Here is a 21,947-nt window from a genome sequence, read left to right on the forward strand (position 1 = left end):
GCCCATGGATTTCGCTTATTCGCCCAAAGTGCAAGAACTGCGTGAGCGCGTGACCGCGTTCATGGACACCTACGTTTATCCCGCTGAAGCGGTGTTCGAACGCCAGGTCGCCGAGGGCGATCGCTGGCAGCCGACAGCGATCATGGAAGAACTCAAACTCAAGGCCAAAGCTGAAGGCCTGTGGAATTTGTTTCTGCCTGAATCCGAACTCGGCGCCGGCCTGACCAACCTCGAATATGCGCCATTGGCGGAAATCATGGGCCGCTCGCTGCTGGGCCCTGAACCGTTCAACTGCTCCGCACCGGACACCGGCAACATGGAAGTGCTGGTGCGTTACGCCAATGAGGAACAGAAGCAACGCTGGCTCGAACCGCTGTTGCGCGGTGAGATCCGCTCGGCGTTCGCCATGACCGAGCCGGACGTGGCCTCGTCCGACGCCACCAACATGGCCGCCCGCGCTGTGCGTGATGGCGACGAATGGGTGATCAACGGCAAGAAATGGTGGACCTCTGGCGCCTGCGATCCACGCTGCAAGATTTTGATCTTCATGGGCCTGAGCAATCCGGATGCACCGCGCCATGCGCAGCACTCAATGATTCTGGTGCCGGTGGACACCCCAGGCGTGAAGATTGTGCGTCCGCTGCCGGTGTTCGGTTATGACGACGCGCCTCACGGTCACGCCGAAGTGCTGTTCGAAAATGTCCGGGTGCCGTACGAAAACGTCCTGTTGGGCGAAGGACGCGGCTTCGAAATTGCCCAAGGTCGCCTCGGCCCGGGCCGGATTCACCACTGCATGCGTTCGATCGGCATGGCCGAGCGTGCGTTGGAGCTGATGTGCAAACGTGCGGTCAACCGCACCGCGTTCGGCAAACCCTTGGCGCGCCTGGGCGGTAACATCGACAAAATCGCCGACTCGCGGATGGAGATCGACATGGCGCGCCTGCTGACATTGAAAGCGGCGTACATGATGGACACCGTCGGCAACAAGGTGGCGAAGAGCGAAATCGCGCAGATCAAAGTCGTCGCGCCGAACGTGGCGTTGCGGGTGATCGATCGGGCGATCCAGATTCATGGCGGGGCAGGGGTTTCCAACGATTTCCCGCTGGCCTACATGTACGCCATGCAACGCACCCTGCGCCTGGCCGACGGCCCGGACGAAGTGCACCGCGCGGCGATCGGCAAATTTGAGATCGGCAAATATGTGCCTAAGGAAATGATGCGTAGCGGGCAGTAACACATTGTGGCGAGGGAGCAAGCTCCCTCGCCACAATGTTCGGCGCTTACTTCAGTACACCCAAACCTCAACCCGCCGATTCTTGATCCGCCCCTCATCCCCGCTGTTGGTCGCCACCGGCATCTCGGCGCCGAAGCCGCGAATCTCGCGAAACACCACGCCGCTTTTCACCAGTTCTCGTCGCACCGCCATGGCCCGCAGTTTCGACAGCAGGTCGGCTCGCGCCGGGTCGCTCTTGGCATCGCCAAACCCCACCAGCGTTACCTGCCGATTGGTTTTGTCGTGCTGCTTTATATAGTCGAGCACCCGCGACAGGTCCTGTCGGGCCTTGTTGTCCAGCGTCGCGCTGCCTTCTTCGAAACGAAAGTTCACCGTCAGCCGCTGGGCATGCCGGCTGAGTGCCTGATAACCCTCGGGCATCAACGCATTCGGCGTGACCGCCATGGCCTGAACCGTCTGCGCGATAAAACCATTGGCTGCGACGATCGCCTGGCCTTTGCTGCTTTGGGCAAATTTCACCAAGGCCTTGGCCCAGGGATTTTTCCCGGTCGGCGGCAGGTAAAACAACAGCCGACGGGACAGCGGGTAATCTTCCGTCGCGATCAGGCTATTGAGCGGCAGCATGGCCTGGGAGTCTCCATCGACAATGGCTACTGCTTTGGCCTGGCGCACATAAGGCAACCCGATGAAACCGATGGCTTGCGGGTCCAGACTGACGGCGTCGGACAATTGCTCGCTGGATTCGAAGCGTTTCGCATTGCCGCTCAGGGTTTTCCCTCGCGGGCTGAGGACCAGTTCCTTGAACGTGTCGTAGGTGCCCGATTGATCATCCCGCGCATAGAGATGAATTGTCCCACCGGTGCCGCCGAGTTCTTCCCAGGTTTTTGCTTCGCCGCTGAAGATTCGCGCCAATTGTAGGGTGTTGAGTTGCTTCAGCGGATTGAGCGGATGAAGGATGATTGCCAGCCCGTCGATGGCGATGACTTGCTCGGCAATCGGGCTTTTCAGGTCGCCCAGCGGTTCGAGATCCAGCCGCTCGCTGTCCTTGATCGGGCGCGAGGAGGCCGCGAGATCGGCAGAGGCGATTTTCAGGGCTTTGAACCCGGTGCTGGAACCGTGGGCCGCGACCTCCACCTCGACTCGGCGTCCCTGAACGGTTTCGCCGACGATGCGTTGTTCGTTGGCTTTGTCCGGGGCTTCGCGATGAACCTTGAGCAGGCCCTGTTCACGCATCAACCCCTCGACCAGCGCCGGGCCCAATGCCGCGCCAATGGTGTTGGAGCCCTGGATGCGCAACACCGGGCCACGTTCGGGCGTCGGCAAATCGCCGGCCGACACCGGCAACGGCAGCAGGGCGGCGAGCATCGACAGAAACAATACGCGCAGCGTCATGCCGGCACCTTATAAGCCTGGGAAAGTGCCGGGAGAATAAGTCAGTAAGGTTTCTGAACGATGACAGTGATCGTTCCCACGCTCTGCGTGGGAACGCCGCCGGGGACGCTCCGCGTTCCGCTGTTGAATGTCACGCAGAGCGTCACGGGATGCATTCCTTTGCTGCGCGTGGGAACGATCAGCAAAACCGGATCAGCTCAACTCAAGCCAGATCGGTGCGTGATCGGAAGGTTTTTCCATCCCGCGCAAATCGTAATCCACGCCGGCATCCTTCACTCGCGGCAACAACCCATGGGACGCCATGATCAAGTCAATCCGCAGCCCCCGCTTGGGCTCATCCTCAAAACCGCGACTACGGTAGTCGAACCAGCTGAAACGGTCGGCAACATCCGGGTTCAGATGACGGAAACTGTCCACCAGGCCCCAGTTTTTCAGGCGGGCCATCCATTCGCGTTCTTCGGGCAGGAAGCTGCATTTACCGGTTTTCAGCCAGCGCTTCATGTTGTCCGGGCCGATGCCGATGTCGCAGTCTTCCGGGGAAATGTTCACATCGCCCATCACCACAATCGGCTGATCGTTGCTGAACTGGCTTTCCAGCAACTGCTGCAAATCACTGTAGAAACGTTCCTTGGCCGGGAACTTGGTGGGGTGGTCGCGGCTTTCGCCCTGTGGGAAATAGCCGTTCATGATGGTCACCGGCACGCCATTGGCGTCGGCGAACGTGCCCCAGATGAAGCGCCGCTGGGCGTCCTCTTCGTCAGTGGTGAAACCTTTGTACAACGCAATCGGTTCCTGGCGCGAAAGCAGGGCCACGCCATAGTGACTCTTTTGCCCGTGGTAATAAACGTGATAACCCAGCGCCTGAACCTCGGCCAGGGGGAACTGGTCGTCGTGGACCTTGGTTTCCTGCAGGCCGATCACGTCCGGTTGATGCTTTTCAATCAGCGCCGCCAGCTGATGCGGGCGAGCGCGCAGCCCGTTGATGTTGAAGGAGACGATCTTCATGGTCGGCAGTCCTGGCAAAAATGCGATGCTAGCTGACATGTAGGAATGGGGCCAGCGTGGGGTGAGGGGATTCGTTGTGTCCTGTCAGAGATGTGTCGGCAGATCGGGCCTCTTCGCGGTCGATGAAGATCCTGGCTTGGTCTATACCTGTGTGGGGAACTGTGAAGCCACCCAAAGGCTCGTACCAATAAGAGCGCGGCCTTCTGAGCCGCGCCCAGGGGAGATCTACCGTTATGCCCGAAACCTCGACCGCCATTGCTGATATTCACATGCTCGACAGCGGCTATTCCCGCGAAGCACGCTCCTTGTTGTATCAGGCGTACCGGCACGAGCCGACGTTTGGCTACCTGTTCGAAGCCGAACGCCCCGGTTATGAACAACGAGTAAGGGCGACGGTGCGTGAACTGGTCAAGCAACACTTTCTTCAGGATTTGCCAGCCATCGGCCTGCTGGTGAATGACCGCTTGATCGGCATCGCCCTGATCGCACCGCCGCAACGCCGCCTGGGCATCACCGAAAGCTGGGCCTGGCGCCTGCGGATGGTGCTCAGCACCGGGTTTCGCTGCACCCGACGCTACCTCGATTACCACGCCGCCGTGATGGCGTGCGTGCCGTCCGACGCGGTGCATGTTTTGCCATTACTGGGGGTACATCCGCAATTCCAGGGCAAGCACTTCGGCGAACAATTGCTGCAAGCGGTGCATAACTGGTGTGCGGTCGATGAGCACTCACAGGGTGTGATCCTCGACACCGGGAATCCTCGTTATCTGGAGTTCTATAAGCGTCAAGGCTACGAGGAAATCGGCGAAGTGGCGGTAGGACCGATTCTTGAACACGTGTTTTTCCATGCCAACCCGCAGGTGTTACAAACGGCAACGGCATAACAGTAGAACTTTCGCGGCAGCTCAGGCTCTATCAGGCCCCCAGGCTCGTGATAGCATCGGCGCTATGAAGTTTTCCGGAAGATTTACCAGTGGCGTGCTGATGCTGATCTCCAGCTGCGCGGCGCTGGCGCAAAGTGAATTGGATGTGCGGATCAAGCCGTCCAACGATGAACTGAAAGCCAATATAGAAGGCTATATCGGTAGCCTCGGCGATCGCGATGAAGAAGCCTTGCTGCGCTTCAGTCGCGGCGCCGAAGAACAGGCGCGCAAGGCCGCCCAGGCCTTGGGTTATTACCAGCCGCAAATCGACAGCGATGTGAAGGGTGGAAAGACGCCACGCCTGGTGCTGACTATCGAACCCGGCGAGCCCATCCATTTGCGCAATGTTACGGTGCGCATCGAGGGCCCGGCTGCGTCATTCAAATCCTTTCGTGTACCAAAAAGCGATCTGCTGAAACCCGGCGCAGTGTTGAATCATGGCCATTACGAGGACGCCAAGCGACTGATCCAGAACCAGGCCTCGCGCTACGGTTATTTCAGTGGGCGCTTCACCCGCCATAAACTCTTGGTAGACCCGCGTGCCGGCGTCGCCGACATCGAATTGATCTACGACAGCGGCCCGCGCTATGCGCTGGGCAAGGTCAGTTTTGAAGGCGATACGCCGTTCGACGAAGACCTGCTGCAACGCATGGTGCCGTTTAAGGCGGGTACGCCCTATGACTCCGAACTGATCGCGGAACTCAATCAGGCGCTGCAATCGAGCGGTTATTTCGAGGGCGTGCGCGTGGACGCGGCGCCGACTGCGTCCAAGAACGACGTGATCCCGGTGGCGGTCAAACTGGAAACCCGCAAGCCACGGACCATGGGGTTGGGTCTGGGTTTTTCCACCGACGTCGGTCCACGGGTCAAAGCCAACTGGACCCGCCATTGGGTTAATCCTCAGGGGCACAGCTATGGCTGGGAGGCCGAGATTTCGGCGCCACGGCAGAACGTCGGGCTGTTTTATGACGTTCCGCTGGACCCACCATTGACCGACAAACTGCGCTTTGCCGGTGGTTATCAATATGAAGAAATCGCTGGCACCGACACCCTCAGCAAACTGCTGACCCTCGGCCCCGAGTGGCACAGCAAGTTGCCCAGCGGCTGGCAGCGGGTGGTGTCGCTCAAGTGGCAACGCGAGGAATACAAACTCGGTGACGATTCGGGGCTCAGCACCTTACTGATGCCCGGCGTGAGTTATTCGTACCTGAAAAGCGATAACCGCATCGACCCGCACAACGGTTATCGCCTGCAATTCGAAACCAAAGTCGCCAAGGAAGGATTGGGTTCGGACACCAACTTGCTCTACGGCACGGCGCTGGTCAAAGGCCTGACCACGGTCTTCGAGAAACACCGCTTGCTCGGTCGGGTGCAGGTCGGCGGCAGCGCCACCAACGGCTATAAATCGGTGCCGCCGTCCTTGCGCTTCTTCGCCGGTGGCGATCAGAGCGTGCGCGGTTACGATTACCAGAGCCTGTCCCCGGAAAACTCCGATGGTGACCGTATCGGTGGCCGCTACATGGTGGCCGGCAGCGTCGAGTATCAATACTCCATCGCCGAAAAATGGCGGGTCGCAACCTTCATCGACCAAGGCAACTCCTTCAACACACTCGAATTGCCGAACCTGAAGACCGGTGTCGGTATCGGCGTCCGCTGGGTTTCGCCGGTGGGGCCGATTCGCCTCGACCTGGCCCACGCGATGGACGACGACGGCGGCATTCGACTGCACTTTTCCATGGGGCCCGAGCTGTGAAGCGTGGTTTGAAAATAACGCTGCTGGCGATTCCGGCGCTGCTGATGCTGATCGTGCTGACGCTGGTCACCGTGCTGGGCACTGCGCCGGGCAGTCGCTGGGCGCTCGGGTTTGTGCCGGGTCTGACCGTGGAGAATTTCCAGGGCCGTTTGGGTGGACAGTGGAGCGCCGATCAGCTGGTGTGGCAGCAGGACAGCAGCCGGGTCGAGCTGAACAAAGCGATTTTCGCCTGGTCGCCGTTGTGCCTGATGCGCATGACGTTGTGCATCGAGCAACTGCAGGCCGAGCAGGTCAGCCTGCAATTCCCGCCGGGCGTGGAAGAGCAAAGCAGTGGGCCGATCAGTCTGCCGGACTTGAAATTGCCGCTGGCCATCGAATTGGGCGACGTCAAAATCGGCCGTCTGCTGTTCAACGGCAGTGAAGAACTCAAGGGGCTGCAACTGGCAGCGCACTGGACCGAGAAGGGTTTGCAGGTCGACTCGGTGCATTTGCAGCGTGATGAACTGAGCTTGAACCTGTCCGGCCTGTTACAGCCGAGCGGCAATTGGCCGCTGACCGCTGAAGGCAAACTGACCTTGCCGGCGCCAGGCACCGAGCCTTGGACGCTGGCCCTGAAGGTCGACGGCGATTTGCTGAAAACCCTGAACCTGAAAGCCGACAGCAGCGGCTACTTGAACGGCCAACTCACTGGCGAGCTGCAACCGCTGGTGGAAAACCTGCCAGCCAAAGTGCGCATCACCGCTGACGGCTTCAAGGCCAGCGCTGATCTACCGGACACCCTGCAACTCAATCAACTGGAACTCACCGGCGACGGCGACCTGAAAAACGGCTACCAGTTGCTCGGTAAAGCCACATTGCCCGCCGAACAAGGCCCGGTGGCGTTGTTGCTGCAAGGCAAGGTCGACGCCAAAGGCGCGCAGATCGCCGGCCTTGATCTGACGGCCAACGACAAACAAAGCCTCAAGCTCACCGGGCAAATGGACTGGAGTAAAGGCCTGAGCGCTGATGCAAAAATCGACTGGCTGGATTTCCCGTGGCACCGTCTCTATCCGCTGATCGACGAGCCCCAAGTGGCGCTGCGCAGCTTCAACGGTGAAGTCTCCTACACCGACGGCAACTACATCGGCAACTTCAAAGCCGCACTGGATGGCCCGGCCGGGGCGTTCAGCCTGAACAGCCCGTTCAGCGGCGACTTGAGCAAAATCCACCTGCCGCAATTCAAACTCGAAGCCGGGCAGGGCAAGGCTGAAGGGCACCTGAACCTGCAGTTTGCTGACGGCATCGCCTGGGATACGGCGCTGGACCTCTCGGCAATCAACCCGGCGTACTGGCTCGCGGAGTTGCCTGGCACATTGGCCGGTCCCTTGCGCAGCAAAGGCGAGATGAAGAATGAAAAACTCAGCCTGACCGCCGACCTGGACCTGAAAGGCAAGCTGCGCGGGCAACCGGCTGTATTGCAAGTCAAGGCCGATGGCGGTGGCGAGCAGTGGAACCTCAGCACGTTGCAGATTCGCCTCGGTGACAACAGCATCAACGGCCAAGGCAGCTTGCAACAGCAACTCGCTGGCCGGATCGACATCAAGATGCAGCGTCTGGCCCAGCTCTGGCCGCAACTGCGCGGTCAGCTCAATGGTCGGGTCGACGTCTCCGGCACGCTCAAGGCGCTACAAGGCAAACTCGGCCTGCAAGGCAAGCAACTGGCCTTCGAAGACAATCGCCTGCAAAGCCTCAATCTGGATGTCACGCTCGACAGCGCCCAGCGGGCGAAGATCGACCTCAAGGGTAGCGGCATTCAGACCGGCGACACGTCACTGGGCACATTGACCGCCAGCGGTCAGGGCGACATCAAAAACCAGAAACTCGCACTCGACCTGCAAGGACCGAAGCTGAAACTGGCGCTCGGTCTCGACGGCACGCTGGACAAAGGCAATTGGCGCGGGCGTCTGGCCAGTGGCGATATCCAGGCTGGGGGTCAGGACTGGAAACTGCAAAATCCGGCGAAGCTTGAGCGACTGGCGGACGGCAAAATCAACTTCGGCGCCCATTGCTGGATGTCCGGCCCGGCCAGCCTGTGCGGCGAAGACCAGCGCTTGATGCCCGAGCCGAAGCTGCGTTATCACCTCAAGCAGTTCCCCATCGACAGCCTCGCGCAATGGTTGCCAAAGGATTTTGCCTGGAAGGGCAAGCTCAACGCCGACCTGCAACTGGACTTGCCGGCCAGCGGGCCGAACGGTTTGATCAGCATCGACGCCAGCGGCGGCACATTGCGTGTGCGCCAGAAGGAGCAATGGCTGGACTTCCCGTACCAGACCCTGAAACTCACCAGCAAACTCACACCCAAACGCATCGACACCGACCTTCACTTTGTGGGCGGCAAGCTCGGTGAGCTGATGGTTCAGGCGCAGATCAACCCGATACCGAAGAACAAGCCGTTGACTGGTTCATTCCGCCTCAGTGGTCTGGACTTGTCGGTGGCGCGGCCGTTTGTGCCGATGGTCGAGACACTCACCGGGCATTTGAACGGCAGCGGCACACTGTCCGGCGGACTGTTGGCGCCGCTGGTCAACGGCAACCTTGTGCTGCGCGACGGTGAAATCTCCGGGCCTGAACTGCCGATGGCGCTCGAAGCCTTGCAACTTCAAGCTGTGATTGCCGGCGAAACCATGCAATTGGACGGCCGTTGGAAAAGCGGCAAGACTGGACAGGGCAGCCTCAATGGCAACATCGCCTGGGGCCAGGCATTGGTCGTGGATCTGGCGCTCAAGGGCTCGCAATTGCCGGTGACCGTCGAGCCCTACGTCGCGCTGGAAGTCGCGCCGGACCTGAAGATTTCCATGAAGGACGACAAACTGGCAATCGTCGGCAAGGTGTTAGTACCCAAGGGCGAGATCATCGTGCGCGAGCTGCCGCCATCCACAGTCAAGCTCTCCGATGACACGGTGATCGTCGGTCAGCAGACCGAAGAAGGCAAACCGCCAATGGCCATGGCGATGGACATCGATGTGGTGGTTGGGCAGGACAAACTCAGCTTTGCCGGCTTCGGCCTGACCGCCAACCTGCAAGGTCAGGTGCACATCGGCGACAACATGGACACCCGTGGCGAGCTGTGGCTCAACGACGGGCGTTATCGCGCCTACGGCCAGCGACTGACGGTGCGCCGGGCGCGCCTGCTGTTTGCAGGTCCGATCGATCAGCCGTACCTCGACATCGAAGCGGTTCGCCAGACCGACGACGTAATCGCCGGCATTCGCCTGAGTGGCAGCGCCGAGCAACCGACCACGCAGATCTTTTCCGAACCGGCGATGAGTCAGGAGCAAGCGTTGTCCTATCTGGTGTTGGGGCGTCCGCTGAGCACTACCGGTGAGGACAACAACATGCTCGCCCAGGCCGCTCTTGGGTTGGGTTTGATGGGCAGTTCGGGTGTGACCAGCGGGGTGGCCAAGAACCTGGGGATTCAGGACTTCCAGCTTGATACCCAAGGCAGCGGCGCCAACACCGCCGTGGTGGCCAGCGGCAACATCTCGGAAAAACTCAGCCTGCGGTATGGCGTCGGGGTGTTCGAGCCGGCCAACACTATCGCCCTACGCTACAAACTGAGCAAAAGGGTCTACCTCGAAGTTGCCAGCGGGGTGGCCAGTTCGCTGGACATCTTCTACAAGCGGGATTTCTAACCCCCAACCTGATCGTTCCCACGCGCAGCCAAGGAATGCAGCCCGGGACGCTCCGCGTCCCTTCCCAAGCCGAACGCAGAGCGTCCGTTGAAACATTCCCACGCAGAGCATGGGAATGATCAGCGGTGCACCATTTATCAACCAAATACAAAGCAACCTAATTATTGCGTTGACATTCGCTGCCTAGGCAGTAACATCTCGACATACATTCACTGCCTAGGCAGCTAATCGGTGGTCAGATGAAACATTTCACCTCATACGATTTCCATAATTGCCATCTCGGCCTTTTGCTCGGGCGCGCCGCGCTGCTCAAGGACCGGATCATCGACACGCACATGGAACCCCACGGCATCACCGCCGCGCAGTTCAAAGTGCTGATCATCATGGCCCAGTTCGGCGTCGATACCCCGGCCGAGCTATGCCGTCACCTGTCGCTGGACAGCGGTTCGATGACTCGCATGCTCGATCGTCTGGAACAGAAAGGTTTCCTCGCCCGCCAACGCTCCGAGGCAGACCGCCGTCAGGTACAACTGGTGCTGACCGAACAAGGCCAACAGTTGACCGACCAGTTGCCGCAGATCGGCGCCGACGCCATGAATGAACTGGCCGGCGCCATCACCCCGGAAGAATTGAAAACCCTCGAACAGATCCTGAAGAAAATTCTGGTAGCGGCGGGTGACTCGATCACCCTGCTGCGGGTAGGTGGCAATGAACAGTAAACGCCTGCGTACCGGCCTGAGTCTGGTGCTGTTGGCCATGAGCCTCGCCGGTTGCGCCAGTTACAGCGGCCTGACCACCGAAGGCGTCAGCCTCGATGCGAAAAATCTCAAGGCCGGGCAGTCCCTCAGCGGCGTGACCCTGTCGCCCGCGGCGTGGCCGAAAAGCGACTGGTGGAGAAGCCTCGGCGACCCGCAGCTCGACGGTCTGATCCGCGAAGCCCTGCACGACAGCCCTGACATGCAAATCGCCGACGCCCGCGCCCATCAAGCCAGCGCCGCCGCGTATGCCGCCGACGCCGCGCGGATGCCGACCCTCGATGCCAGCGCCGGCGTCAGCCGTTCGCGTTTGGCTCGTGATCAGGACCCGAGCGGGCAGGGCGGGACGTACTCCACCGTGCGTAATCTCGGTGCCAGTTTCAATTACAACTTCGACCTTTGGGGCGGTCAGCGCGATGCCTGGGAAGCCGCATTGGGCCAGGCCCGTGCCGCCGAAGTCGATCAGCAGGCCGCGCAGTTGACCTTGTCCGCCGACGTCGCCCGCGCCTACAGCGATCTGGGGCAGGCGCACATCATCCATGACCTGGCCAGCGAAGACCTCAAGCGCACCCAACAAATGCTCGACCTCAGCCAGCGTCGCCTGAGCTCGGGGATCGACAGTCAGTACCAGTTCCAACAGACCGAAAGCCTGGAAGCCAGCGCCCAGGCCAGCCTGATCGACGCCGAAAAACGCCTGCAAAGCGCGAAAATCGCCTTGGCCGTGCTGCTGGGCAAAGGTCCGGATCGTGGTAACGAAATCGCCCGACCGAAAGTCCTCCGGGCCAGCGCCGTGGCTTTACCGTCGGTGCTGCCGGCGGAATTGCTCGGTCGTCGTCCGGACCTGGTGGCCGCACGCTGGCGGGTTGAAGCCGCGAGCAAAAACATCGCCGCGGGCAAGACCCGGTTCTACCCCAACCTCAACCTGAGCGCGGCGGCGGGTGTCGAGTCGTTGCTGGGCGATGCAATGTTCGGTTCGGCGAGTCGCTTCTTCAACGTCGCGCCGACGATCTCGGTGCCGATTTTCGACGGCGGCCGCCTGCGGGCTGACCTCGATTCTCGCGATGCCGATTACGACCTCGCGGTGGCGCAGTACAACAAAAGCCTGGTGAAAGCCTTGGGCGATGTCAGCGACACCATCAACCAGCTGCGTGATATCGGCCGGCAAATCGGCGCCCAGCAGCACGCCACCGACATTGCTCAGGATTCTTACAACACCGTGGTCCAGCGCTATGGTTCCGGCATCGGTAATTACCTGGACGTGCTCAGCATCGAGCAGCAATTGTTCCAGGCCCAGCGTCAGCTAGCCAACCTGAATGCCGAGCAGATCGACCTGTCGATTCAACTGATGCAAGCGCTGGGCGGCGGCTTCCAGGGCGAAACCCTGGCCGCGGCCAACGCAACCCCAGACACGCAGCACAACTAATTCAAGGTACTCGTCATGGCCACTGTCGATACATCCCAAGCTCCTGACAACGCTCAAGACGCGAGCAATCCACGCAAACGCAAAGTGATGCTGTTTGTACTGACGATAGTGGTGATCCTCGCCGGACTCGGCGTCTGGAGTTATCACCAATTTTACGGTCGCTGGAATGAAAGCACCGACGACGCCTATGTGAACGGCAACGTGGTGGAAATCACTCCGCTGGTCACCGGCACCGTGGTCAGTATTGGCGCCGACGATGGCGATCTGGTCCACGAAGGCCAGGTGCTGGTCAACTTCGACCCGAACGACGCCGAAGTCGGTCTGCAAAGTGCCCAGGCCAATCTGGCCCGCACCGTGCGCCAAGTGCGCGGTTTATACAGCAACGTCGACGGCATGAAAGCCCAGGTCAATGCGCAGCAGGCCGAAGTGCAAAAGGCTCAGGACAACTTCAATCGCCGGAAAAACCTCGCTGCTGGCGGGGCGATTTCCCAGGAAGAGCTGTCTCACGCGCGCGATGACCTGATCTCGGCGCAAAACGCCCTGGCCAACGCCAAACAACAGCTCATGACCACCAGCGCGCTGGTGGATGACACCGTGGTGTCGTCGCACCCGGACGTGATGTCCGCCGCCGCGCAACTGCGCCAGGCGTACCTCACTCATGCCCGCAGCACCTTGATTGCACCGGTCACCGGTTATGTCGCCAAACGTACCGTGCAACTCGGTCAGCGGGTTCAGCCGGGCACGGCGCTGATGGCGGTGATCCCGCTGGATCAGCTGTGGATCGACGCCAACTTCAAGGAAACCCAACTGCGTGACATGCGTATCGGCCAGCCGGTGGACATCGAGGCCGACCTCTACGGCAGCGACGTCAAATACAGCGGCACTATCGACAGCCTCGGCGCCGGGACCGGCAGCGCGTTCGCCTTGCTGCCGGCGCAGAACGCCACCGGTAACTGGATCAAGATCGTCCAGCGGGTGCCGGTGCGGATTCACATCAATGCTGAAGAGTTGGCCAAACACCCGTTGCGGGTCGGCCTGTCGACTCAGGTCGATGTGAGCCTGCGTGACCAGAGTGGTCCGGTGCTGGCGCAACAGCCGCCGCAAAAGGCGTCGTTCAGCACCAGCGTCTACGACCGTCAATTGGCCGAGGCCGACGCGATGATCACCCAGTTGATCCACGACAACAGCGCCGCGGTCAGTAAAACCGCGCACCGCTGATTCGCCAGTCCGTCAGCTGCGCCGGTTAAACGGCGCAGTGCCCGCCAAGCTTCAAAGGATTCGCGATGAGCAATAACGCCTCTTTCACGCCGCCCAGCCTGCTGCTCAGCACCATCGGCCTGTCGCTGGCGACCTTCATGCAGGTGCTCGACACCACCATCGCCAACGTGGCTTTGCCGACGATTTCCGGCAACCTTGGGGTGAGTTCGGAGCAGGGCACCTGGGTCATCACCTCGTTTGCCGTGAGCAACGCCATCGCGCTGCCGCTGACCGGTTGGCTAAGTCGGCGTTTCGGTGAGGTGAAGCTGTTTCTTTGGGCGACCATGCTGTTCGTGCTGGCTTCGTTTCTGTGCGGTATCTCGACTTCGATGCCGGAGCTGATTGGCTTTCGGGTGCTTCAAGGCCTGGTGGCCGGGCCGTTGTACCCGATGACCCAGACGCTGCTGATCGCGGTCTATCCGCCTGCCAGGCGAGGCATGGCCCTGGCGTTGCTGGCGATGGTCACGGTGGTGGCACCGATTGCAGGGCCGATCCTCGGCGGCTGGATTACTGACAGCTACAGCTGGCCGTGGATTTTCTTCATCAACGTACCGATCGGGGTTTTCGCGGTGATGGTGGTGCGCCAGCAGCTGAAGGCGCGTCCGGTGGTGACCAGTTACCAGCCGATGGATTACGTGGGTTTGATCACCTTGATCATTGGCGTCGGCGCGTTGCAGGTGATCCTCGACAAGGGCAATGACCTGGACTGGTTCGAGTCGAATTTCATCATCATCGGCGCGGCTATTTCAGTGATTGCGCTGGCGGTGTTCGTGATCTGGGAAATGACCGACAAACACCCGGTCGTCAACCTGCGGCTGTTCGCTTACCGCAACTTCCGCATCGGCACCATCGTGCTGGTGGGCGGTTATGCCGGGTTCTTCGGCATCAACTTGATCCTGCCGCAATGGCTGCAAACCCAGATGGGCTACACCGCCACCTGGGCCGGATTGGCGGTGGCGCCGATCGGTATTTTGCCGGTGCTGCTGTCGCCGTTTGTCGGCAAGTACGCGCACAGGTTCGACCTGCGATTGTTGGCCGGTGGCGCGTTCCTGTGCATCGGTTTGAGTTGCTTCATGCGCGCCGGGTTTACCAACGAAGTGGACTTCCAGCACATCGCTTTGGTGCAGCTGTTCATGGGCATCGGGGTGGCGCTGTTCTTCATGCCGACCTTGAGCATTTTGATGTCGGATTTGCCGCCGAGCCAGATTGCCGACGGCGCAGGGCTTGCGACCTTCCTGCGGACCCTGGGCGGTAGTTTTGCTGCATCGTTGACCACCTGGATCTGGATCCGCCGCGCCGATCAGCACCATGCGTATTTGAGTGAAAGCATCACCACCTATGAGCCGGCGACCCGGGAGGCGTTGAACTCACTGGGCGGGGCGGGTAACCCGGCCTACGCGCAGCTGGATCATGTGCTGACCAGCCAGGCGTACATGCTCTCCACCGTGGATTACTTCACGTTGCTGGGGTGGGCGTTCATGGGGTTGATTCTGTTGGTGTGGCTGGCGAAACCGCCGTTTGCGGCGAAGGCGGGGCCTGCAGCAGCCGGTCATTGAGTCAACACAGTCCCTGTGGGAGCGGGCTTGCCCGCGATGACGGTGTATCAGTCAACAAAGTTGTTGAATGTGATTCCGCTATCGCGGGCAAGCCCGCTCCCACAGGTTCTTTTGTTCGGCAGTTAGTTCGCGGGTGCTGCCAACTGCGGGGGAGGGGTGAAATCAAATGGCGCCAACGCAAACCCTTGCTCATCCACCTGCAACGCCCAGCCCTGACGGTCCCAATCCCCCAACACAATGCGTTTGGCCGCCTGCTCGCCAATCTGCAACTTGTGGATGGCGGGGCGATGGGTATGACCATGGATCAAGGTTTTCACGCCATAGTGCTGCATGATCCGCGGCACTTCTTCCGACGTGACATCGACAATGTCATTGGCCTTCATCCGCGTCTGTGCACGGCTTTCACTTCGCAGCTTGCGCCCCAGTTTGTGGCGAGTGCGCAAGGGCAGGTGCCGCAGGATGAACAGGGTGATCGGGTTGCGCAGATAACGACGCAGCTTCATGTACGCTTCGTCGCGAGTGCAGAGGCTGTCGCCGTGCATCAATAGCACCGGCTCGCCGTAGAACTGCACGACACTCGGGTCCTTCAGCAACGTGCAGCCGGCCTGTTTGCAGAAAGCCTGGCCCAGCATGAAGTCGCGATTGCCGTGCATCAGAAAAATGGCCGTGCCGCTGTCGCTTAAGTTCCGCAGGGCCTGGCAGATGGAACGCTGGAAGGCTGTCATGGCATCGTCGCCAATCCACGCCTCGAAAAAGTCGCCCAGAATGTACAACGCACTCGCTGAACGGGCGCGTCCAGCGAGCAAATCCAGAAACGCCCGGGTAATGTCCGGGCGCTCCTCTTCCAGATGCAAGTCTGAAATCAGCAGTATCACTCAATGATCTCGGCTTTCTCGATGATCACGTCTTCTGCGGGTACGTCCTGGTGACCGGCCTTGGAGGTGGTGGCCACGCCTTTGATCTTGTCGACCACGTCGGTGCCTTCAACCACTTCACCGAATACGGCATAGCCCCAGCCCTGAACGGTCTTGGCGCTGTGGTTCAGGAAGCTGTTGTCAGCCACGTTGATGAAGAATTGCGCGGATGCCGAATGCGGCTCCATGGTGCGGGCCATGGCAACGCTGTACTTCTTGTTCGGCAGGCCGTTGTCGGCTTCGTTCTGGATGCTTGGGCGCTTGTCTTTCTTTTCTTTCATGCCTGGCTCGAAACCGCCGCCCTGGATCATGAAGTTACCAATGACGCGGTGGAAAACGGTGTTTTCGTAGTGACCGGCCTTGACGTATTCGATGAAGTTGGCAACGGTCAGCGGTGCCTTTTCAGCGTTCAGTTTCAGGACGATGTCGCCGAAGTTGGTAGACAGTTTGACTTGAGTCATGATCAGTACTCTTTATAGAAATTCGTGGGTTCGGGGCGCTTTGGCCCTCAACCGGTCTGGCCAGTGTCGGCCAAGGCAGGCAGTTTAGCGTGCCGGGCGCGAATTTCGAGGCTGTTTTTTATCGCCGGCCGATTAAATGCAACCGATTGCCGGCCTGCTCTGTCAGCCACTTGACAGCATCGGCTATGATAAGCCCCTTTGATTTATAACAGCCGCTTCGATTTGGCCAACTGGCCGCGCACTTGTACGTTCAAGGATCCTATGAGCAAGCCCACTGTCGACCCTACCTCGAATTCCAAGACCGGCCCTGCCGTGCCGGTCAATTTCCTGCGCCCGATCATCCAGGCGGACCTGGACTCGGGTAAGCACACGCAGATCGTTACTCGTTTCCCGCCCGAGCCCAACGGCTACCTGCACATCGGTCACGCCAAGTCGATCTGTGTGAACTTCGGCCTGGCCCAGGAGTTCGGCGGCGTCACGCACCTGCGTTTCGACGACACCAACCCGGCCAAGGAAGACCAGGAATACATCGACGCGATCGAAAGCGACGTCAAATGGCTGGGCTTCGAATGGTCCGGTGAAGTGCGCTATGCCTCGCAGTATTTCGACCAGTTGCACGACTGGGCGGTAGAGCTGATCAAGGCCGGCAAGGCCTACGTCGACGACCTGACCCCTGAACAAGCCAAGGAATACCGTGGCAGCCTGACCGAACCGGGCAAGAACAGCCCGTTCCGCGACCGCTCCGTGGAAGAAAACCTCGACTGGTTCGCCCGCATGCGCGCCGGCGAATTCCCGGACGGCGCACGCGTGCTGCGGGCCAAGATCGACATGGCCTCGCCGAACATGAACCTGCGCGACCCGATCATGTATCGCATCCGTCACGCGCATCACCACCAGACCGGCGACAAGTGGTGCATCTACCCGAACTACGACTTCACCCACGGTCAGTCGGACGCCATCGAAGGCATTACCCACTCGATCTGCACCCTGGAATTCGAAAGCCACCGTCCGCTGTACGACTGGTTCCTCGACAACCTGCCAGTACCGGCGCACCCGCGTCAGTACGAGTTCAGCCGCCTGAACCTGAACTACACCATCACCAGCAAGCGCAAGCTCAAGCAACTGGTCGATGAAAAGCACGTGAATGGCTGGGACGATCCGCGCATGTCCACGCTGTCGGGCTTCCGCCGCCGTGGCTACACGCCGAAATCGATCCGCAACTTCTGCGAAATGATCGGCACCAACCGTTCCGACGGCGTAGTCGACTTCGGCATGCTCGAATTCAGCATCCGTGACGACCTCGACCACAGCGCCCCACGCGCCATGTGCGTGTTGCGTCCGCTGAAAGTCGTGATCACCAACTACCCGGAAGGCCAGGTCGAAAACCTCGAATTGGCGTGCCACCCGAAAGAAGACATGGGCGTGCGCGTATTGCCGTTTGCCCGTGAGCTCTACATCGACCGTGAAGATTTCATGGAAGAGCCGCCGAAAGGCTACAAGCGCCTGGAGCCGAACGGCGAAGTGCGTCTGCGCGGCAGCTATGTGATCCGTGCCGACGAAGCGATCAAGGACGCCGATGGCAACATCGTCGAACTGCGTTGCTCCTACGATCCGGACACCCTGGGCAAGAACCCGGAAGGCCGCAAGGTCAAAGGCGTGGTGCACTGGGTGCCGGCCGCGGCGAGCGTTGAATGCGAAGTGCGTTTGTACGATCGCCTGTTCCGTTCGGCCAACCCGGAAAAGGCCGAAGACAGCGCCAGTTTCCTGGACAACATCAACCCTGACTCGCTGCAAGTCCTCACCGGTTGTCGTGCCGAGCCTTCGCTTGGCAATGCACAGCCGGAAGACCGTTTCCAGTTCGAGCGCGAAGGTTACTTCGTCGCGGATATCAAGGACTCGAAGCCCGGTCAACCGGTGTTCAACCGTACCGTGACCCTGCGCGATTCGTGGGGCCAGTGATTCAGCGTTAAGGAAGGAGCATTCGTGCTTACGATCTACAACACGCTCACCAAGAGCAAAGAAGTCTTCAAGCCTCTGGATGGCAACAATGTGCGCATGTACGTCTGCGGGATGACCGTGTACGACTACTGCCACATTGGCCATGGCCGCAGCATGGTCGCGTTCGACCTGGTGACCCGCTGGTTGCGGTTCAGCGGTTATAACCTGACCTATGTGCGCAACATCACCGACATCGAAGACAAGATCATCAATCGGGCGAAGGAGAACGGCGAGCCGTTTGACGTGCTGACCGAGCGCATGATCACCGCGATGCACGAGGACGAGGCGCGCCTCAACATCCTCAAGCCGGACATGGAGCCGCGGGCCACCGATCATATCCCTGGCATGCTGAGCATGATCCAGACCCTGATCGACAAAGGCTATGCCTACGCACCGGGCAATGGCGACGTGTACTACCGCGTCGCCAAGTTCATGGGCTACGGCAAGCTGTCGCGCAAGAAGATCGAAGACCTGCGCATCGGCGCACGCATCGAAGTCGACGAGTCAAAACAGGACCCGCTGGACTTCGTGCTGTGGAAAGCCACCAAACCGGGTGAGCCGAGCTGGCCTTCGCCGTGGGGTGCCGGGCGTCCGGGCTGGCACATCGAGTGCTCGGTGATGTCGACCTGCTGCCTCGGCGAGACATTCGACATTCATGGCGGCGGCAGCGACCTCGAGTTCCCGCACCATGAAAACGAAATCGCCCAGAGCGAAGCGGCCACCGGCAAGACCTACGCCAACACGTGGATGCATTGCGGCATGATTCGCATCAATGGCGAGAAGATGTCCAAGTCCTTGAACAACTTCTTCACCATTCGCGACGTGCTGGAAAAGTACCACCCGGAAGTCGTGCGTTACCTGCTGGTGTCCAGCCACTACCGCAGCGCGATCAACTATTCGGAAGACAACCTCAAGGACGCCAAAGGCGCACTCGAGCGTTTCTACCATGCGTTGAAAGGCCTGCCGAACGTGGCGCCGGCGGGTGGCGAAGCCTTTGTCGAGCGTTTCACTCAGGTGATGAACGACGACTTCGGCACCCCGGAAGCCTGTGCGGTGCTGTTCGAGATGGTTCGCGAGATCAACCGTCTGCGCGAGAGCGATCTCGATGCGGCGGCCGGTCTGGCGGCTCGTTTGAAAGAATTGGCGAGTGTGCTGGGTGTGTTGCAGCTTGAGGCCGATGACTTCCTGCAGGCCGGTGCCGAAGGGCGGGTTGATGCGGCGCAAGTCGATGCACTGATCCAGGCTCGTTTGACGGCTCGTGCCAATAAGGACTGGGCCGAATCCGACCGCATCCGCGACCAGCTCACCGCCATGGGCGTGGTGCTGGAAGACGGCAAGGGCGGGACGACCTGGCGTCTAGCTGACTGATGATCGTTCCCACGCTCCGCGTGGGAATGCCTCAACGGACGCTCCGCGTTCGGCTCTTGGGACGCAGAGCGTGCCGGGCTGCATTCCCACGCGGAGCGTGGGAATGATCAGTCGCCTGACTGACGCAATCGCTTGTAAAGGGTATTGCGACTAACCCCCAACCGCCGCGCCAGGTGCGAAATATTCCCCCCAGCCGCCTGCAACTGCCGATTTAATTCCTCGGCATCATTCAAATCAACCGCTATCGGCTCCGGCGAATCCACCGGCTCCATCTCCAGATCGACAAAAAAATCATCCGGCAAATGCTCCGGCCGCACGGGTTGTTCCTCGGCCATGGCCAGCGCTACCTGCATCACACTGCTCACCTGGCGCAAATTCCCCGGCCACGGATGACGACTGAACAACTCCATCACTTCACGGCTCAAGCCAGCCCATTGGCTCGGTTCGCGATGCTGTTCCCACAGCCGTTTGAACAACGCTTCCTTATCGCTGCGTTCCCGTAGCGGCGGCAGTTCCAGGGTCAAACCACCAATGCGGTAATACAAATCCTCACGAAACCGCCCCAGTTGAACCTGTTCGCGCAACGAGCGGTTGGTCGCCGAAATAATCCGAATGTCCACCGGGAACAGCTCGCTGCTGCCCACCGGTTGCACGCAACGCTCCTGCAATACCCGCAACAGTCGGGCCTGGGTCGGCAGCGGCATGTCGCCGATTTCATCGAGGAACAGGGTGCCTTTGTCGGCCTTGCGGATCAGCCCGATGCTGCCTTTCTGATTGGCGCCGGTGAATGCGCCTTTCTCATAGCCAAACAATTCGGATTCCACCAGTTCGGCGGGGATCGCTGCACAGTTGACGGCAATGAACGGCTGTTTGCTGCGCGAGCTGGCCTGGTGCAGGGCTTTGACGAAGACTTCCTTGCCGACCCCGGTTTCCCCGTGGATCAACAGCGGAATGTCTTTTTCCAGCAAGCGCTCGGCCTGGCGCACGGCTTTTTCCACGCGGCTGTCGCCAAAATGCAGGGTATTGAGGCTGATGGCGGCAGGCGTCGCCACGGTGGGTTCGGCGCTCTTGGGTTCAGAAAACAGTCGAGCATGAATCGGCGCCTGTTTCGGCCGTTTCAACAGGCATTGAAAACGGTTGCGCCCCGAGGCTTGCAGGGCAAACGGCAGGCCGTCCGGCTGGTTCAGCAACTCCAGCAATGAGACTTTGAACAAGCTTTCGACGCTGACCCGCGACAGGCTGATGCCCAGCAAGTTGTCGGCCCGGCGATTGGCCGACAGCACCTGACCGGTTTCGTCGAAGATCAGCAACCCGGCCCATTGGCTGTCGAGGTTATTCAGCCCGGTGTTGAAAGTCAGTTGGAAATGCTGGCCATGGAACAGGTTGAGGATCAGCCGGTTTTCCACAGTCTGGCTCATCATCTTGACCATGCCCAAGGTGTGCGATGGCGGCAGGTAGCTGTCGCTGGACACATCCAGTACCGCGATCACCTTGCGCTCGGCATCGAAAATCGGTGCGGCGGAGCCAGTCATGAAGCGGTTGGCCTTGAGAAAATGTTCGTCATGCTCGATGTGCACGGCCTGCTCGCAGGCCAACGCAGTACCGATGGCGTTGGTCCCGCTGCAACGCTCCATCCAGCTGGCGCCGGCGCTGAAACCGCGAGTCAGGCTCGGCTCGATGAAACGCTGGGTACCCCAGGACGTCAGCACCTGGCCCTGATTATCGGCAAGCATGATCAGGCAATTGGAGTTGCTGAGGATGTTCTCGTAATACGGCAGGACTTCCTGATGGGTGGTCTGCACCAGTGAATGCTGGCTCTCCAGCAACTGGGCGATGCCATCGGCGGGTAGCTGATCGAACGCTGGCGCGCTCTGATGATCGAGCCCGAACGCGCGGCAGCGGGACCAGGAGTCCTGGATGATGGCGTCGTGGGATAACACGGGGGCAGGTGCGGCCATTACAGTCAGCCTCTGTATAACGCTTTTATTGTTGTTATAGGTTTTGCATCACGTTCAAACGCCACATACCCCGTAGGAGCAATGTGTGGCTAAAAACGTCTGTAGAGTGTTGTTCACATTTGTTCATTGTCAATCTTTGAACTGTTCAATTGTTCAGTCGCGATTGTTCATTTCTGTTCAGCAACGAACGCTGTTTTTATCTCATTCGAAAGAATTTCAAGCCAGATCAACCGCTTGGAATTTCTGGCACGAATGTCGCTGTAGTGCTCCGGTCGCTTG

At 60.0% G+C, this 21,947-nt stretch carries 15 protein-coding genes; 10 read left to right on the top strand and 5 right to left on the bottom strand.

Annotated elements, in window-relative coordinates; translation table 11 throughout:
- Window positions 1–4: 4 nt before the first annotated feature.
- Complete coding sequence (locus MMG91_RS03720; protein WP_030130892.1) at window positions 5–1,234, top strand: acyl-CoA dehydrogenase; 1,230 nt, start codon at window positions 5–7, stop codon at window positions 1,232–1,234.
- Between the two features lie 51 nt (window positions 1,235–1,285).
- On the opposite strand, the gene MMG91_RS03725 is transcribed toward MMG91_RS03720, so the two are convergent.
- Both MMG91_RS03725 and xthA read right to left on the bottom strand, forming a co-directional pair.
- On the bottom strand, window positions 1,286–2,626 hold the full coding sequence (locus tag MMG91_RS03725) for a phosphate ABC transporter substrate-binding/OmpA family protein (RefSeq protein WP_310658787.1): 1,341 nt from the start codon (window positions 2,624–2,626) through the stop codon (window positions 1,286–1,288).
- A 192-nt stretch (window positions 2,627–2,818) separates the two neighbouring features.
- A complete protein-coding gene (gene xthA / locus MMG91_RS03730) occupies window positions 2,819–3,631 on the bottom strand; it encodes an exodeoxyribonuclease III (protein WP_305502528.1) in 813 nt (270 codons plus the stop codon).
- A gap of 233 nt (window positions 3,632–3,864) precedes the next feature.
- Here xthA and MMG91_RS03735 point away from each other — a divergent pair, with 233 nt between their 5' ends.
- The 7 genes from MMG91_RS03735 to MMG91_RS03765 all read left to right on the top strand — a co-directional run bounded on the left by MMG91_RS03735 (window position 3,865) and on the right by MMG91_RS03765 (window position 14,969).
- Window positions 3,865–4,515 (top strand): GNAT family N-acetyltransferase, encoded by a 651-nt coding sequence (locus MMG91_RS03735; protein ID WP_310658788.1) that lies wholly within the window; start codon window positions 3,865–3,867, stop codon window positions 4,513–4,515.
- Between the two features lie 64 nt (window positions 4,516–4,579).
- Window positions 4,580–6,307: an autotransporter assembly complex family protein gene (locus MMG91_RS03740; RefSeq protein ID WP_310658789.1), complete on the top strand. Its 1,728-nt coding sequence runs from the start codon at window positions 4,580–4,582 to the stop codon at window positions 6,305–6,307.
- Window positions 6,304–9,978, top strand: a complete 3,675-nt coding sequence (locus MMG91_RS03745; RefSeq protein ID WP_310658790.1) for a translocation/assembly module TamB domain-containing protein — start codon at window positions 6,304–6,306, stop codon at window positions 9,976–9,978. Before MMG91_RS03740 ends, MMG91_RS03745 begins: the two co-directional genes overlap by 4 nt.
- 239 nt (window positions 9,979–10,217) lie before the next feature.
- A complete protein-coding gene (locus MMG91_RS03750) occupies window positions 10,218–10,697 on the top strand; it encodes a MarR family winged helix-turn-helix transcriptional regulator (protein WP_052967722.1) in 480 nt (159 codons plus the stop codon).
- Window positions 10,687–12,156 carry an efflux transporter outer membrane subunit gene (locus tag MMG91_RS03755; protein WP_310658791.1) on the top strand — a complete coding sequence of 490 codons (1,470 nt, stop codon included), beginning with the start codon at window positions 10,687–10,689 and terminating at the stop codon, window positions 12,154–12,156. The genes MMG91_RS03750 and MMG91_RS03755 overlap by 11 nt, the downstream gene beginning before the upstream one ends.
- A 15-nt stretch (window positions 12,157–12,171) precedes the next feature.
- Window positions 12,172–13,374: an efflux RND transporter periplasmic adaptor subunit gene (locus tag MMG91_RS03760; protein ID WP_310658792.1), complete on the top strand. Its 1,203-nt coding sequence runs from the start codon at window positions 12,172–12,174 to the stop codon at window positions 13,372–13,374.
- 65 nt (window positions 13,375–13,439) lie between these two features.
- Window positions 13,440–14,969: a DHA2 family efflux MFS transporter permease subunit gene (locus MMG91_RS03765; RefSeq protein WP_305502521.1), complete on the top strand. Its 1,530-nt coding sequence runs from the start codon at window positions 13,440–13,442 to the stop codon at window positions 14,967–14,969.
- A 122-nt stretch (window positions 14,970–15,091) separates the two neighbouring features.
- Here MMG91_RS03765 and lpxH read toward each other — a convergent pair whose 3' ends face one another.
- On the bottom strand, window positions 15,092–15,844 hold the full coding sequence (gene lpxH / locus MMG91_RS03770) for a UDP-2,3-diacylglucosamine diphosphatase (protein WP_310658793.1): 753 nt from the start codon (window positions 15,842–15,844) through the stop codon (window positions 15,092–15,094).
- A complete protein-coding gene (locus tag MMG91_RS03775) occupies window positions 15,841–16,344 on the bottom strand; it encodes a peptidylprolyl isomerase (protein WP_305446168.1) in 504 nt (167 codons plus the stop codon). Before MMG91_RS03775 ends, lpxH begins: the two co-directional genes overlap by 4 nt.
- A 261-nt stretch (window positions 16,345–16,605) precedes the next feature.
- Here MMG91_RS03775 and MMG91_RS03780 point away from each other — a divergent pair, with 261 nt between their 5' ends.
- Both MMG91_RS03780 and cysS read left to right on the top strand, forming a co-directional pair.
- On the top strand, window positions 16,606–18,303 hold the full coding sequence (locus MMG91_RS03780; protein WP_310658794.1) for a glutamine--tRNA ligase/YqeY domain fusion protein: 1,698 nt from the start codon (window positions 16,606–16,608) through the stop codon (window positions 18,301–18,303).
- Window positions 18,304–18,327: 24 nt separating this feature from the next.
- On the top strand, window positions 18,328–19,710 hold the full coding sequence (gene cysS, locus MMG91_RS03785; protein ID WP_310658795.1) for a cysteine--tRNA ligase: 1,383 nt from the start codon (window positions 18,328–18,330) through the stop codon (window positions 19,708–19,710).
- A 107-nt stretch (window positions 19,711–19,817) separates the two neighbouring features.
- On the opposite strand, the gene MMG91_RS03790 is transcribed toward cysS, so the two are convergent.
- Entirely contained in the window at window positions 19,818–21,668 is a 1,851-nt protein-coding gene (locus tag MMG91_RS03790; protein WP_310658796.1) for a sigma-54-dependent Fis family transcriptional regulator, read from the bottom strand.
- Window positions 21,669–21,947 lie beyond the last annotated feature (279 nt).

Source organism: Pseudomonas sp. JL3 (genome assembly GCF_031570575.1).
Lineage (GTDB): Bacteria > Pseudomonadota > Gammaproteobacteria > Pseudomonadales > Pseudomonadaceae > Aquipseudomonas > Aquipseudomonas cucumis.

Coding starts and splice junctions, on each gene's coding strand:
- MMG91_RS03720 (WP_030130892.1), top strand. CDS start 5: ATGGATTTCGCTTATTCGCCCAAAGTGCAAGAACTGCGTGAGCGCGTG.
- MMG91_RS03725 (WP_310658787.1), bottom strand. CDS start 2,626: ATGACGCTGCGCGTATTGTTTCTGTCGATGCTCGCCGCCCTGCTGCCG.
- xthA (WP_305502528.1), bottom strand. CDS start 3,631: ATGAAGATCGTCTCCTTCAACATCAACGGGCTGCGCGCTCGCCCGCAT.
- MMG91_RS03735 (WP_310658788.1), top strand. CDS start 3,865: ATGCCCGAAACCTCGACCGCCATTGCTGATATTCACATGCTCGACAGC.
- MMG91_RS03740 (WP_310658789.1), top strand. CDS start 4,580: ATGAAGTTTTCCGGAAGATTTACCAGTGGCGTGCTGATGCTGATCTCC.
- MMG91_RS03750 (WP_052967722.1), top strand. CDS start 10,218: ATGAAACATTTCACCTCATACGATTTCCATAATTGCCATCTCGGCCTT.
- MMG91_RS03755 (WP_310658791.1), top strand. CDS start 10,687: ATGAACAGTAAACGCCTGCGTACCGGCCTGAGTCTGGTGCTGTTGGCC.
- MMG91_RS03760 (WP_310658792.1), top strand. CDS start 12,172: ATGGCCACTGTCGATACATCCCAAGCTCCTGACAACGCTCAAGACGCG.
- MMG91_RS03765 (WP_305502521.1), top strand. CDS start 13,440: ATGAGCAATAACGCCTCTTTCACGCCGCCCAGCCTGCTGCTCAGCACC.
- MMG91_RS03775 (WP_305446168.1), bottom strand. CDS start 16,344: ATGACTCAAGTCAAACTGTCTACCAACTTCGGCGACATCGTCCTGAAA.
- MMG91_RS03780 (WP_310658794.1), top strand. CDS start 16,606: ATGAGCAAGCCCACTGTCGACCCTACCTCGAATTCCAAGACCGGCCCT.
- MMG91_RS03790 (WP_310658796.1), bottom strand. CDS start 21,668: ATGGCCGCACCTGCCCCCGTGTTATCCCACGACGCCATCATCCAGGAC.